Raw genomic sequence first — 15,642 nt, forward strand, 5'->3', positions numbered from 1 at the left:
ATTCAATTAAATTTTAATTTTAATATATTCCATATCGTAGTTGTTATTTGTAATAAAGATCCTTCTTTTAATTGATGGTATATTAAGGTTTTATATGAATTGGTGGTCCGCTCCTTAAAATAATCTGCAATTAATTTTTCTTTATTATTATAATAGTTGCTGATGTTTTTATAGGTTAAAATTTTAGATCTAATTTGTTTTTCTCTCAATTGTAGAGACCATATTCCCCCATCATGTTTTCTATATTGTGAAGGTTTTATTTTTTTTAAAAATTTTGCATTCCCATAATTACCTAGTAAACTTATCATAAATGAGTCAATATTTATGACATTGACTATTTCCGCAGGTATGTCCTGAAAATGATTTCTAAAACATGTTGTAAGCAATAAAGGATGATATGCGCATCTCTTTAATTTAATTGAATTTATGTCAACTAGAGGTTGGTTCTTCTCTTCTTCGCTAGATTTAGGAAGATTTATTGCGTCGATAGTTTCAAAGGAATGATATGCAAAGGAATAATCTTTATGTAAGTTTAAAAAATCCACAGAATCTTGAAGTTTATTTGGATCGGTCCACTTATCATCTCCTTCACAAAATGCAATAAAAGCTCCGTTGGCAGAGAATAAATTATAAAAAGCATTAAAATTTCCAGTTGGACCATCCAAAATAAAAATTTTATTTTTCGGATGATGTAGAAATAGTTTAATTTTTTCGGGAAATCTTTTTGCATAATCTATACATATTTCCCTTGTCAAGTCATTAGAATTATCTTCCCCAATAAGTATTTCATAATTAAAATTAGTTTTTTGCATCAAAATCGAATCAAGACATTCTGAAATATATGATCCATGATTAAAGGTTTGTACAAGAACACTAACTACAACATTTTCAGGGACATTATTTGCGTAATGCTCAACCTCAATTTTTTGAAATAGCATTTTAAATTCTTTAAAATTCATTATTTCAAAAATCTATTTCCTAATTGTGAAGAATTTAGCTTTCTTTTAATTGTTCCTTTGTTAGAATATACAGAGAATGCATCTGTATCATTTTCAATAGCGCAGTTCATTCCAACAATCGTATAATTACCAATTTTAACGTTTTGTTTTATAGAAGCATTCAATCCGATATAACTAAATTCGCCTATAGTGACATTTCCACCAGTTTTACTTCCGCTTAGCAGGCTATTTTTTCCTACTGTGGTGTGGTGTCCTAAACTTGAAGTGAAAAGTATTGAATTGTCTTCTATTACAATGAAAGGTTGTAAAACACATCCTTCATCTATAAAAACATTGTCTCCCACAATTAAATTAGACCAAAATTTACTTTTCGAGGAAATATAATTAGCTAAAGCATATCCTTTTAATACTGATTGGTCAAAGATTCTTTTTCTAATATCGTTGTTCCCAACTGCAATAAATAAAGAGTGAACATCTGGAGGGTAAGTACTATCAATTGATTCAAATTTTACTATGGGTTTATTATTAAAAGAATTAAACTCTAAGAATTTTTCTTCAATGCAAAATGCGATAACCTCATATTCACTATCATTTTCAAAAACATAATTTACATATTCTGCAAATTTTCCTATTCCATAAATAATTAATTTCTTCTTTATCATATAATTAAAATAATCTTCCTTCTTTCAAATATATAGCTTTTACCAGAATTGGTTTTATATTATCAATTAATAAAACCATATCTAAATAAAATTTAATCTATAAGCATTTCTATAAATGAAACATACGGTATTTCCTTCATATGATTACTTAAATTTTACGGTAATTATGTCTTTAGTCGATTATAAAGTCCGCCTGTCGAATTTATAATTTTCATGTGTTCTTAAGTGGTAATTTAATGTAATGAACTTAAAAACAGATGATTATGAAGAAGATATTACTTATTTTGTTTATTGTTTTAATTCAAGTTTCATGTTCAGTTGATCCAATTGAAGATGAATTACAAATTACTAAACAATTAGATGTTACAACTGAAATTATAGGATGTGCGGGGCCAGACAAATCTACGATCCTTACCCGTTCAGAAGCTAGTAATCAAGAAAGTTGGGATGAGGTTCGGAAAATATATGTGAATTTACTACCCGCTGGAGTAAGTACTAAAGGAACTTTTAATCCTTCTATTTGGGAAATAATACATCAATTTAATGAGGAAAATTTGGCCTTTTTTACTACTGAATATTCTTTGGATGAAGGTGAATGCTTGGATACTGTTCTATTAACCATTCAAGTTATAGAAGATCCAATAAATACACCTCCATGTGAACCGGTTGATGCAGGTCCAGACAATTTAATTGAAATTGAACAAAATGTAGCAACTAACATTGAAAGTTGGGATGAAGTAAGAAAACTTTATCTAGGTTTATTAGCGACAGGAGTTAGTAGAGCAGGTACATTTAATCCTTCAATTAAAAGTATTATTACCGCTTTTCAAAGTCAACCTCTTCAGGATTTTTCAACGGTCTATACCATTGGTGAAGGTGAATGTACAGATAGCGTAATCCTTACGGTAAAGGTTATTAAGGATAAGGATTCAGACCCAATTTGTAATGGAGTAACCGCTGGCCCAGATAATTCAATTACACTAACAAGATCTGTTGCAGCTAATATTGAAAGCTGGGATGAAGTTAGAAAATTATATTTAACTCTATTAGCTCAAGGTATTTCTAGACAAGGGACATTTGATCCATCAATATGGGAACTTATTCGCAATTTTCAAAATAACCCAATTGGAGAGTTTACAACTACTTATACTATTATAGAAGGTGATTGTTCAGATTCTGTTCAGTTAACGATAAAGGTGATTGAAGATTGAAAATTAATCAACTTATATCTTTTAAGGAGCAGGGGGATTATATTCAACTGCTCTTTTCTTATCACTAAATCGAAGAATTTATTTATAGTTCTAATTGTAGCAATTAGCTGTTAATATTGCGATTTAGTTCTCTTGTAACATTTTAATACACTTATGTAAAATTTCCACAGTTTTGTGTAGAAACTCTGAATTTTAAACTTAATTAGTGGTCTTACTATTATTAGGACTAAAATTATTTTGGCACGCTAATTATCAATAATAGGTTGATTCGTAGAGTAATCCGCCAATTGTACAACATAGGTTGTGATGTTAACTCTTGAATGGTTGAAAATTTGCATTTCATAGTAAAATAAAAAATTACTATGAAATTCGAAATATCTAAGCTTTATGATTTGGTGGATGTAATATTTCTTATTCCATTTCTATATCTTCTTACTCAATATTTATTTAAGCAATTTGAAAGAAAACATGAATTCTTTTCAATTCCATTAATGAATAAATTATTTTTCTATCATATCTTTTTTGGAGTTATTTATTATTTATATGCATCATTTAATCCGTCTGATTCCCATAAATATTTTTCTTGGCCACAAAGGGTTGGTAGATCATGGTCTGGTTTCTTTGGTACTGAAACAACTTTTATCAATTTTATAAATTATCCTTTCATTAATTACTTAGGATTTAGTTATGAAATGATGATGCTTTTATATACCTGGATCGGATTTATGGGCTTTGTCTTCGCCTATTTATTTTTTAAAGAAAATATTTCTTTAGATGTAAAAGTATTTAAGAAAATTGATTTTTTATCATTGATCCTATTTTTACCTAATATGCATTTTTGGACAGCCTCCTTAGGAAAAGGCGCATTAATCTTTCTATTTCTAATGATATTTTCATATTCCATTTCCAAACCTAAAGACAGGTATATGGGAGTTGTTATTAGTTCTCTCTTTATTTTCTATATTAGACCACATATATTTCTATTGATTGCTGTAGGGGTTATAGTCGGATTTTTGAGTGGAAAGCAAAAATTGAATTGGAAAATCAAATCTATCATCTGTAGCATATTAATATTAGCGCTAAGCTTAGCTAAAGACAAGATCTTAGGTGTCGTTAATTTAGAAAATTCACAAAATCTGGTTGCAGATTTTCTGAAGTTCACATCTAATCGTGCCAACGATTTAAGCGAAAGCTCTTCTGGAGTGAATATGGCTGGGTATTCATTTCCGGAGAAAATGTTTACATTTTGGTTCCGTCCTCTATTTTTGGATGCTCCAGGTATTTTAGGGGTCATTGTGTCTTTTGAGAATCTTATTTATCTCTTACTTTTCTTAAAGATTTTTAAAAGGAACTTCGTTCAATTTATAAGAACCGCACCCTCTAATGTGAAGATGAGTTTAGTGCTTTTCTTATTAACTTCTTTTGCAATGACGTTTGTTATGTCTAATCTGGGGATAATCATCAGACAAAAGTCTATGATAATGTACTTTCTATTTTTTGTAATTTATTATTTCTTGGCTCATGAAAAGGCCATTTCAGAGAAAGTAAAATTAGGTACACTAAAAGTGTACGAATCGTTTCCTAAGGCAGCCTAAAACTTCTGTCAGAAATTTTACTTTATAAATATCTATCGATTAATTTTATCTGAGTTAATTATAATATTTTTACAGAAAATATATATTTTGCACAAATTAGTTCGAATTACCACTATACCACTTTCTCTTGAAAAGCTTTTAGAAGGACAGTTAACATTTATGAATGATCATTATGAAGTTACGGCTATTTCTGCGGAGAAGCCTAGACTTGATAAATATGGTGTAGATAATCATGTAAATACTCACTGGGTAGAAATGACAAGAGCTATTACTCCAGTTCAAGATTTAAAGGCAGTATATAAATTATATAAGTATTTTAAGAAAGAAAAACCGGAAATTGTTCATACTCACACCCCAAAGGCAGGAATTGTAGGGATGTTGGCGGCTAAATTGGCAGGAGTTCCTATAAGATTGCATACCGTAGCGGGTTTACCGCTTATGGAAACTACGGGTATGAAAAGAAAAATTTTGAATGCTGTAGAAACTTTCACCTATAGCTTAGCTACCAAGGTTTTTCCCAATTCGTATGGTTTAAAGAAAATCATATTAGAGGCTAATTTTGCAAAGGAAGATAAGTTGAAAGTATTGGGAGAAGGCAGTTCTAACGGTATAGATACACAATATTTTAATCCCGAAAATTATTCAGAAGAATTTCAAAATAATCAAAAGAAAGAACTGCAAATTCCTGAAAATAATTTAGTCTTTATCTTTATAGGGAGATTGGTTTCCGAGAAAGGAATCAATGAACTGGTAGAAGCATTTACAGAATTATATTTAAATAATTCTGCTATAACTTTAATGCTTGTTGGCCCATTTGAGCAGGATTTAGATCCATTATCTGCACAAACCTTAGAACTTATAAAAACACATCCAAGTATTGTTGCTGTTGGCTATCAACAAGATGTGCGCCCTTATTTCGCTGTATCCGATATTCTAACATTTCCAAGTTACAGGGAAGGTTTTCCAAATGTAGTGATGCAAGCAGGAGCAATGGGAATTCCTTCCATTGTATCTGATATCAATGGATGTAATGAAATTATAAAAGAAGGAATAAATGGATTAATTATACCAGCTAAAAATAAAGCAGCCCTTAAAGAATCAATGAAAAGATTTATTGACGATAAAGCTCTTTCTGTAAATTTAAGCAAATCATCGAGGAGCGAAATAACGTCGAAATATGAAAGAAAGGTTTTTTGGAAACTGCTTTTGAAGGAGTACGAAGGTTTGGAAAACGTTTACATTAGGTAATACACTAGATTAAGTTTTTATTAAGATAAGGTTTCATACTTTTGCAACTATTTAAAACTGGATTAAACCATTGCATTTTATTCTACGTATAGATAGAGAAATGTACTAAATTGTAATATGTATCAAAAGATTTTCAAGCCTTTAATAGATTTTGTGTTAGCTTTTGCGGCATTATTAGTTTTAAGTCCGTTATTGATCTTTGTTGCCATAGCCTTAGCTTTGGCAAATAGTGGAAGCCCATTTTTTTTTCAATTGAGACCGGGCAAAAATAAAAATATCTTCAAGATCGTTAAGTTTAAAACAATGTCTGATGCCAAGGATGATCAGGGGAATCTTCTTCCTGATGCCGATCGTTTGACGGGAATAGGAAAATTTGTTCGTAAAACTTCTATTGATGAAATACCTCAATTATTAAATGTTATTAAGGGAGATATGAGCTTAATAGGACCACGTCCATTATTACCACAATATTTACCAATATATAGTGAAAGGCAAAATAAAAGGCATTTAGTTAAACCTGGAATTACGGGATGGGCTCAAGTAAACGGTAGAAACGCTATTAGTTGGAATCAGAAATTTGAATATGATTACTGGTATGTTGAAAATCTATCTTTTGCATTAGACGTGAAGATTATTTTTAAAACCATCCAGAAAGTAGTGGTCTCTGAAGGAATTAATGCCGAAAATATGGCCACTACAGAACCTTTTAATGGCTCAAATTAAATTATGAATATTTACGGAGCAAGTGGTCATGGGAAAGTAATTATAGATATTATAAAATCTATAAATGGAAAAATTACTACTGTTTATGATGATAATAAAGCTGTAATCAAAGTTTATGGATTTGATGTTTCTCATGAGTTAACACCAGAAATATTGAATTGTGGAACAGTTTTGGCAATCGGTGATAATTCAATTCGAAAAAGAGTAGCTGCGAGTTTTAAAGGTAACATCAGTGAGGCACTGTTACATGCTTCTTCGGAAGTATCAGAATCGGCAGAGATTAGTAATGGTACTGTTGTGATGGCAAATTCCAGTATTAATGCAGATGTTAAAATAGGTTCTCATTGTATTATTAATACAGGAGCAGTGGTAGAGCATGATTGCATTCTATCAGATTATGTTCACGTATCACCTAATTCTGCGTTAGCTGGTAATGTAGAGATTGGGGAAGGAACACATATTGGAATTGGAGCAGTGGTAATACCTGGGGTTAAGATTGGGTCTTGGGTTAAGATTGGTGCTGGAGCGGTTATTATTAATGACATACCAGATTTTGCAGTAGTAGTAGGTAATCCCGGTAAAATTATAAAGTATACGAAATAAGTTTATGGAAAAGAATAAGATTTGGTTATCATCTCCACACATGGGTGGAAACGAGCAGAATTTCATTAATGATGCTTTTGAAAATAATTGGATTGCTCCATTAGGACCAAACGTGAATGGATTTGAGCAGGATCTTAATGACTATTTATTTACTACCGTTGAAGAATCTAATTTTGGAGCTACTAAAACCGGTGGAGTGGCAGCTTTAAGTTCTGGGACGGCTGCACTACATCTTGCTTTAATTTTGGTGGGTGTAAAACCTGGAGATGAAGTTATTTGTCAGAGTATGACCTTTGCAGCTTCTGCAAATCCTATAGCTTATTTAGGAGCGAAGCCTATTTTTGTGGATAGTGAAATGGATACTTATAATATTTGTCCTGTGCATTTAGAGAAAGCCATTTTAGATAGAATTGGAAAAGGCAATACACCCAAGGCAATTATTGCGGTACATCTTTATGGTATGCCTTACAAGGTTAAAGAAATACAAGCAATCTCGAAGAAATATAATATACCTGTTATTGAAGACAGCGCAGAAGCATTAGGAAGTACTTATGATGGTCAAAAGTGTGGAACTTTTGGTGATCTTGGAGTTTTATCATTTAATGGTAATAAAATAATCACTACCTCTGGAGGTGGAGCATTAGTTACTCGTAATGAGGAGTTTAAGAAAAAAGCAGTATTTTTAGCTACACAAGCAAGAGATGATGCGCCACATTATCAACATAGCGAAATTGGTTATAATTATAGATTGAGCAATATTTCTGCAGGAATAGGCAGAGGACAAATGCAAATTTTAGATGAACACGTTGCATTGCGCAGAAAAATGAATCAATTTTATCAAGATATTTTTTCTGATATTGATGGTGTTACTGTTTTTAAAGAAAATAATACAGATATATTTTCAAATCATTGGCTTTCGGTGATTTTAGTAGATGAGAAGCTAACAGGAGGAATTAGTAGAGAAGATCTAAGATTAAGTCTGGAAAAAGAAAATATAGAAAGTAGGCCATTATGGAAACCAATGCATATGCAGCCGGTTTTTGCTGATGCACCTTTTTATGGTAATGGAGTTTCAGAAAAACTTTTTGATATTGGGTTATGTTTACCATCGGGATCCAATTTATCTGATGAGGACAGAGATCGTATTTCAAGCGCTATAAGAGAAAGCTTTAATAGATAATTAAAAAATGGCGAATAGAATTAAGAATGCACTTAAGTTTAGTTTATCTGGTGAAGATACATCGCTTGATATTAGAAATATAAAATATCTACCCAGGTGGGTTGTATTTCTTATAGATATATTTTTAGTTTCGGTTTCTACCTTACTAACTATTCTTATCATAATAGATTTAACACCTAATTATTATACTTTATTGGACTTTCCATTAAAAGCCATGATAATTGTGCTCATCAATATTTTCTTTTTCTTCGTATTTAAAACTTATGCGGGTATCATTAGGTATTCTTCGAATATTGATGCTATAAAATTATTGTTAGCAACTTCTTCAGCTTTTATAACGTTGATCTTTATAAATTATATCACTTACTTTATAATTGGTGCTAAGATTTTTTTAATAGGAGGTTTGCTTATAAATCTTTGGATCTCTTTTTCACTTTTATTTCTTTTTCGATTAACTATTAAACAAGTTTATGAGTACTTTAAGATTGCTCAGAAAAGTGCAGAGTTAATTGATGCTGTAATTCTTGGGGTGGATGAGAATGCCATTTCAATTGCTGGAGCATTGGATATTGAGCATCCTAGAAGATTCAAAATAACAGGGTTTTTAACAAAAGAGAAACATAACAGGAGTATCAGAATATTAGATAAGCCCGTGGTAAAATATACGAGTACCATTCATCAGCAAATTTCAAACCTCGGTGCTTCTGCCGTTATACTTTCTGAAAATAAATTCACTTCAGAAGAAAAGTTTGCCATAGTTGAAGATTGCTTAGAACATGACATTAAAGTTTTTAACGCACCTATAGTATCCTCTTGGGATGATCAAGATAAGCCTATAGCTCAAACCGTAAAAACACTTCAAATTGAAGATCTTTTAGATAGAGAACCAATTACACTTGATAAAGAGAATAAACAAGCTCAGCTTACCGGAAAGACTATATTGGTTACTGGAGGAGCAGGCTCTATTGGAAGTGAGATTGTTAGACAGGTTGCGCAATATAATCCAAAGAGATTATTAATATTGGATCAGGCTGAAACTCCCTTACACAATGTTCAATTAGAGGTAGAATCTAAGTTTCCGGATTTAGATTACAAATGTATAATTTGTGATGTTGGTAATCAGAAACGATTAGAGTTGATGTTTCAAAATCAGAATATTGATGTTGTTTATCATGCAGCAGCATATAAGCATGTTCCTCTTATGGAGGGGAATCCTCATGAAGCAATTTTTGTAAATATTAATGGTACGAAGAATTTAGCAGACCTATCAGTCAAATATAAAGTAGGACATTTTGTGATGGTATCTACAGATAAGGCCGTCAACCCTAGTAACGTTATGGGAGCTTCAAAAAGAGCTGCAGAAATGTATGTGCAATCGTTATTTCATAGTCAGAACAGTTTAGATCCAGACACCACTAAATTCATTACTACAAGATTTGGTAATGTATTAGGCTCTAATGGTTCTGTGGTTCCACTATTTAAAAAGCAAATAGAGAAGGGTGGTCCAATTACAATTACACATCCAGATATCATAAGATACTTTATGACCATTCCAGAAGCTTGTCAATTAGTTTTGGAAGCTGGAACTATGGGTAATGGTGGTGAAATCTTTGTTTTTGATATGGGTGAGCCTGTAAAGATCATGGATTTAGCTATCAAAATGATCAAACTCGCTGGTTATACTCCAGATAAACATATCAAAATAAAAATAACTGGTTTACGACCAGGTGAGAAACTTTATGAAGAACTTTTAAATGATGAATGTAAGACACTTCCAACTCATCATAAAAAGATAATGATTGGAGTAGACAAAGTCCAGGATTATGAGTTTATTAATGAAAAGATAAATAAGATTATCAAGTCTGCTAATAACTTAAAGAATGATAAAGTTGTAGCAAAACTAAAAGAACTTATTCCTGAATTTATAAGCAAGAATTCTTCGTATCAAAGCCTAGATCGAAAGGCTAGTGAGCATTAATTTTTTTAAAGAATTCGTCTTAATTTTTTTTATATTGATTTCATGTTATTAATAACCGATTATATTTGTACCCTTAAACTTTTATATGAGAAATAAATTTCTTTTACTTTTTTTATTAGTTACAATCGCTAGTTGTTCTACTAAAAAGGAGATTCTGTATTTTCAAAATGCTGAGAAGTTGGAGAATATGAAAACTGCTATGGAATTTGAACCTACTTTTGAAGTTAACGATATTCTGCACATCAAAGTAACTTCTTTGAATGAGGAAGTAGTTTTACCTTTTCAAATGCAATCTGGAGGACAGTCTTCAGGAGGAGGTGGAGGTCAACAAAATCCATCTCTAATGGGTTATTTAGTGGATATTGATGGAAATATTCAATTTCCCGTGCTCGGAAAAGTGGAGGTTGCAGGAAAAACTAGAAGTGAATTAGAAGCATTTTTAACAGATAAAATACATGATTATGTAACGGATGCCGTTATTGCCGTAAGATTGCTAAATTTTCGAGTAGTGGTATTAGGTGAAGCAGGAGCAGAAACTGTGGTAGATGTAGAAAATGAAAGAATAAGTGTCCCAGAATTATTAGCTACTGTTGGAGGAGTAAATTACACAGGTAAGCGTCATAATATTATGATTATAAGAGATGTTGCTGGTATAAAATCTGTGGGAGAAGTTGATATGACTAGCGCAGATGTCTTTAAAAATCCCTACTATTATTTGAAACAGAATGATATTGTATATGTAGAACCTACTTATAGACAAGTTAAGTCTGCAGGCTTTATTACATCTTATACAGGATTAATCTCATTAGCAACTACTATCTTTGGTATAGTGGTCCTTATTACCAGATAAATATAAATGGAGGATTTACAAGATTTTACAGAGGAAAAAGAATCGAATTTTGACATTAAAGCTGAGATCTTTAAATATCTTGCCTATTGGAAATGGTTATTTTTGGGTTTCTTAATAGGTGGCAGTATTGCTTATCTTTATAATAGATATACGATTCCAGAATATAGAACAGAAGCATCACTAATGGTTCTGAGCGACAGTGATAGCAAAAATATAGCTGGAGCTCTGCCTTCAGGTGGAGGTTCTATTTTATCATTGGAAGATAATTCATTAGATAATCAAATTGTTACTTTAAAATCAAAAAGACTCGTTAAAAAAGTTATAAGTGAGTTAGGACAAAATATATCTTATTTTATTGAGGGTAACGTAATTACTACCGAAGCTTATGATGATAGCCCAGTGCTTATTAAATTCATATCTTCAGATTCTGTAGTTAATAATTCAAGTTTATCTCTAACAGTGACTCCTTTATCAAAAGATGAATTTTCTATTCTAAATGAATCTGATGATTCTAAGATTTCGTACGAATACGGTCAAATTGTAGATGTGAATTCTCTCAAATTTACCATTCTCCCAAATGCTAGATTGGTAAAGCATGAGCTTTCTAGAAATAAAACCGTTAAGATCTTACTAAGGCCTTTGGAAGATGTAACTACAGAATACATACAGAAATTGGAAATAGGTCCGAAAGGAAAAGCTAATGAGATTCTTTTATTATCGTTAACCCAGGAAGAAAGTAAAAGGTCTGAAGATTTTTTAAATAATCTGATGTATCAATTTAATGTTGACGGAGTAGCAGACAAAAGTCAGGTTGCCTTAAGTACCACTCAATTTATTCAAAATAGGTTGGAATTAATAACTTCCGAATTAGACTCTGTTGAAGGTGGTATAGCTGATTTCAAGCGAGATAATAGCTTCATGGATGTTAGTAGTGGGGCAGAAAAATTTATTACGAAATCTTCTGAAGCAGAATCGCAAATTTTTGAATTAGAGACCCAAAAATTAGTAATTAATGCTGTTCAAGAGTTAATTAATGAAGATAATGGGTATAATCTTTTGCCTTCAAATTTAGGAATTTCGGATGCCGGAATTTCGGGTGTAATTTCTTCTTATAATTCTTTGATATTAGAAAGAAATGCTCTTCTAAGAACATCTACTCCTCAAAATCCTGTAGTTGCAGCAATTTCAGAACAATTAGATTCTCTTAAAGATAATTTAAAGAAAAATATACGAAATACCCTAAGCACGCTCAATCTTCAATTAAGGGGGCTTAACCAAAAAGATGCTATTGCTCAAAATAAGTTTAGCTCTTTCCCTGGAATGGAAAAAGGAATGCGTGGAATAGAAAGACAGCAACAAATTAAGGAACAGCTATATTTATTTCTTCTTCAACGAAGAGAGGAAGCTGCTATAGCATTTGCCGTTACATCTCCGGTAGCTAAAGTGATTGATCCAGCTTACACCTACCCAACACCTGTAGATCCTAAGCCGTGGTTGATTTTAGTAGCCGGTTTTGCTATCGGTTTAATTCTTCCATTAGTTATTTTGTTTATTACTTTTATGTTGGATACTAAGGTTCATCATAAAGGTGATCTGGCATCTTTAATTAAGAATATTCCTTTTATAGGAGAGGTTCCACGAGTAAATGAGTCTAAGAATGAAACCATTCAATTAAATGATAGGTCTCCCTTAGCAGAATCTTTTCGAATACTTAGAACCAATCTTGCATATCTTTTAAAAGCTAGAAATGATAACAGAGGAGAAATTATTTACGTTACTTCTACAATAAAAGGGGAAGGTAAAACCTTTATATCTTATAACTTAGCAAGAACCTTGGCAAGTACCAAGAAAAAGGTAGTTATCATAGGGGCAGATATCCGAAATCCAAAGCTTCATAGATATCTGGACCTGCCCATGGAAACAAGAGGGCTATCAGATTACTTATATGATTACGATATTAATCCAGCGGATATAGTTTCTCCGTCTAGTGATCAAGATATTAAGGTAGATTTAATTTTATCGGGAGCAATACCACCGAATCCTGCTGAACTTTTTATGAGCAATAGAATGAAGGATCTATTGGAATATCTAAGTAGCAAATATGATTTTGTAATTGTAGATACAGCCCCAACTATGATTGTAACAGATACATTGTTAATTAGCCCGCTGGCAGACACAACTATCTACGTTACTAGAGCAGGATATACAGATAAAAAATTATTAGATTTCCCTAAAGATCTTAAACAACAAGGTAAACTTAAAGGTTTAGCAATCGTATTAAATGATGTGGATTATTCGAAATTCTCTTACGGAGCTAAGTATGGATATTCCTACGGCTATGGCTACGGTTACGGAGCGGATAAAGAATCTAAGTTGAGAAGATTATTTGGAAGAAAATCTGGAAAATCCTAGGTTTAAAAAATATCCTTTGTATTATTAATTAAACTCTTAACAATGTTAAGGGTTTTTTTATTTAGTTGAATATTTTCTAACTTCTCAAGGTGTTGAATGCGATGTGTATCGCTGCCAATAAAATTATACATACCGGCTTCCAACAATTTTAACGCAGTTTTTTCCATATTTTTACCATAATGAGAAGTAAGGGAAAGGGTGTTAAGTTGAAATAGGCAACCTCTACTTATTAGATCTTCATATTTTCTCAGATCTGATGCATGATAATAGGCATATCTCTCTGGGTGTGCCAAAACTGGTTTATATCCTCTAGTTTGAAGTTGAAAAAGTATTTCGTTTAAGTTAATAGGGGCTTGAAAATAAGACATCTCCACAAGCACGTATTTACCTTTGAGCGTTAATAATTGTTCTTTCCGTAGAATTTCAAGAAAGCTGTGATCCATCATATATTCAGCAGCTGCAGTTATGGTATTCTCCTTTAAACTGCTATCAGTTAACATCCCTTCTTTAACTGTAGAGAGGGCTTTACCTATAGTTTCTGGTGTGTTTGGATAATAGTCGTTCATAATATGAGGAGTAGCAATAAAATTTCTCACCCCTAAACTTTTTAATTTCTTAATTAAAATTAAAGACTCCTCTATAGTAGATGCACCGTCATCTATTCCAGGTAAAATATGATTATGAATATCTGTAATACCATCTAAATGATCTTTTAAATATTCTTTTTTCTTAAAAATCGAAAGCATTAAAAATGTTTTTATAGCATAAAATTACATATTTTTAACTCATATATGGCTAATGTTAAACGTAGCTTTTAAATTAATTCTTCTGAATGAAATTAAAATTACTCATCCCGATACTATTATTCATTTTCTCATCTTCCTTGGCGCAAAATATAGAGTTTAATGGAAAAGCTTCTATTCAAGGATTGATATATTCTGATGAAGAATCACCATTTTGGTTACACAGCAACCAAAGAGGGCGTATAGATGAAAAAACAAATATATCAACTTTTATAAATGGGGATGCAAGTTATCAGTTATCAGATAAAGCAAGTTTAATCGCTGGGGTAGGATTTTTATATCAAGATGGTTATACAGATAAGCTGCAATTGGATGAATCTTATCTTAAATTTAAAAATAGTTGGCTAGATGCAATTGTTGGAAGAAAGCAAAAAGATGAACTTTATAATGGTCTTAGCGCTACAAATGAAAACATTTTATGGTCTCTTAATGCAAGACCATTACTGGGCTTTGGTCTTAGAACCAATAGAACTATCTATTTATCGAGAACTGCAGGTTTAGGGTTTGATGCTTCTATTGAAGAATTCATAACTGATGATGAAGATAGATATGTAAAGGATACCAGAATTCATCATAAAAGTTTTCATCTTGTTTTCGATAAATATGAGAAATTCAGTTTAAAGATAGGACTTCAACATTTTGTAGAATGGGGAGGAACCTCTCCAACTTTTGGAGATTTACCTAGTAGTTTTAACGATTACATAGATGTATTTACAGGAATGGAAGGTGATGATAGCGTAGGAGGTCAAGAGGTTAATGCCTTAGGAAATCAAATGGGAAGTTATGAGATCTACTTAAATACGATAGTATCTCACTATGATATTCAATTATTATATAATCATCTTTTTGATGATGGATCTGGACGTGTTTTAGCAAATACTCCAGATGGTAGGTATGGAATTTTTATAGAAGATCAGGAAAAAGGCAAATGGGTAGAATCCTTTATATACGAGTTATTTTACACTAAAAATCAAAGTAGTAATAGCCCAACTACAGATGGTAGAGATAATTATTTCAATAATAATCTCTATAGATCTGGTTGGACATATGAGCATAGAGTTCTCGGTGTTCCATTTATAACTCTGGATAATGAAAGATTTAGAATTGCTAATAATACTATCTTGGTTCACCACTTTGGTATTGGCGGTATCGCTTTAGACAAATATTCTTATAAGCTTTTATCAAGTTATAGATTGAATTATGGAGCAAAGGGTGATAATACATTAGATTCCTCTGTGTTATCAACCTATCTAAATATTGGTGTTTGGAAGGATATTATAGACGTAAATGTTACGCTAGGATCAGATTTCAGTTCTATATCTGCTCCTAACTTTGGAGCTGGAATACAGATATCAAAAAGTTTCTTTTAGAGAGAGCTTTCAATTTTTGTATCTTAAAGCGTTAATTTCCCCAATTTA

General features: G+C 31.8%; 13 protein-coding genes. 10 read left to right on the plus strand and 3 right to left on the minus strand.

Going from position 1 to position 15,642, the window contains the following annotated elements; all coding sequences use genetic code 11:
• Positions 1-2: 2 nt before the first annotated feature.
• The gene (locus tag P163_RS04630) at positions 3-959 is read right to left on the minus strand and encodes a glycosyltransferase (RefSeq protein ID WP_034888154.1); all 957 of its coding nucleotides are present in this window, start codon (positions 957-959) and stop codon (positions 3-5) included.
• Positions 959-1,621 (minus strand): acetyltransferase, encoded by a 663-nt coding sequence (locus P163_RS04635; RefSeq protein ID WP_034888155.1) that lies wholly within the window; start codon positions 1,619-1,621, stop codon positions 959-961. Before P163_RS04635 ends, P163_RS04630 begins: the two co-directional genes overlap by 1 nt.
• Before the next feature lie 263 nt (positions 1,622-1,884).
• Between P163_RS04635 and P163_RS04640 the strand changes: the two genes are divergently transcribed.
• The 9 genes from P163_RS04640 to P163_RS04680 all read left to right on the plus strand — a co-directional run bounded on the left by P163_RS04640 (position 1,885) and on the right by P163_RS04680 (position 13,421).
• Positions 1,885-2,832 carry a hypothetical protein gene (locus tag P163_RS04640; RefSeq protein WP_034888157.1) on the plus strand — a complete coding sequence of 316 codons (948 nt, stop codon included), beginning with the start codon at positions 1,885-1,887 and terminating at the stop codon, positions 2,830-2,832.
• 362 nt (positions 2,833-3,194) lie between these two features.
• A complete protein-coding gene (locus tag P163_RS04645) occupies positions 3,195-4,427 on the plus strand; it encodes a hypothetical protein (protein ID WP_051931133.1) in 1,233 nt (410 codons plus the stop codon).
• An 87-nt stretch (positions 4,428-4,514) separates the two neighbouring features.
• On the plus strand, positions 4,515-5,675 hold the full coding sequence (locus P163_RS04650) for a glycosyltransferase family 4 protein (protein WP_034888159.1): 1,161 nt from the start codon (positions 4,515-4,517) through the stop codon (positions 5,673-5,675).
• Positions 5,676-5,792: 117 nt separating this feature from the next.
• Positions 5,793-6,398: a sugar transferase gene (locus P163_RS04655; protein ID WP_034888160.1), complete on the plus strand. Its 606-nt coding sequence runs from the start codon at positions 5,793-5,795 to the stop codon at positions 6,396-6,398.
• Positions 6,399-6,401: 3 nt separating this feature from the next.
• Positions 6,402-7,001: an acetyltransferase gene (locus P163_RS04660; protein WP_034888162.1), complete on the plus strand. Its 600-nt coding sequence runs from the start codon at positions 6,402-6,404 to the stop codon at positions 6,999-7,001.
• A gap of 4 nt (positions 7,002-7,005) precedes the next feature.
• Positions 7,006-8,181: a DegT/DnrJ/EryC1/StrS family aminotransferase gene (locus P163_RS04665; RefSeq protein WP_034888163.1), complete on the plus strand. Its 1,176-nt coding sequence runs from the start codon at positions 7,006-7,008 to the stop codon at positions 8,179-8,181.
• Between the two features lie 7 nt (positions 8,182-8,188).
• The gene (locus tag P163_RS04670; RefSeq protein ID WP_034888164.1) at positions 8,189-10,159 is read left to right on the plus strand and encodes a polysaccharide biosynthesis protein; all 1,971 of its coding nucleotides are present in this window, start codon (positions 8,189-8,191) and stop codon (positions 10,157-10,159) included.
• An 85-nt stretch (positions 10,160-10,244) separates the two neighbouring features.
• Positions 10,245-11,009: a polysaccharide biosynthesis/export family protein gene (locus tag P163_RS04675; protein ID WP_034888165.1), complete on the plus strand. Its 765-nt coding sequence runs from the start codon at positions 10,245-10,247 to the stop codon at positions 11,007-11,009.
• Between the two features lie 6 nt (positions 11,010-11,015).
• Positions 11,016-13,421: a GumC family protein gene (locus P163_RS04680; protein WP_034888167.1), complete on the plus strand. Its 2,406-nt coding sequence runs from the start codon at positions 11,016-11,018 to the stop codon at positions 13,419-13,421.
• Between the two features lie 2 nt (positions 13,422-13,423).
• On the opposite strand, the gene P163_RS04685 is transcribed toward P163_RS04680, so the two are convergent.
• On the minus strand, positions 13,424-14,167 hold the full coding sequence (locus tag P163_RS04685; protein WP_034888169.1) for a tyrosine-protein phosphatase: 744 nt from the start codon (positions 14,165-14,167) through the stop codon (positions 13,424-13,426).
• An 86-nt stretch (positions 14,168-14,253) separates the two neighbouring features.
• On the opposite strand from P163_RS04685, the gene P163_RS04690 reads away from it, so the two are divergent.
• Positions 14,254-15,594: a capsule assembly Wzi family protein gene (locus P163_RS04690; RefSeq protein WP_034888171.1), complete on the plus strand. Its 1,341-nt coding sequence runs from the start codon at positions 14,254-14,256 to the stop codon at positions 15,592-15,594.
• The last annotated feature ends 48 nt before the right edge of the window (positions 15,595-15,642 follow it).

Origin of the sequence: Gillisia sp. Hel_I_29 (assembly GCF_000744275.1) — a bacterium.
Taxonomy (GTDB): domain Bacteria; phylum Bacteroidota; class Bacteroidia; order Flavobacteriales; family Flavobacteriaceae; genus Gillisia.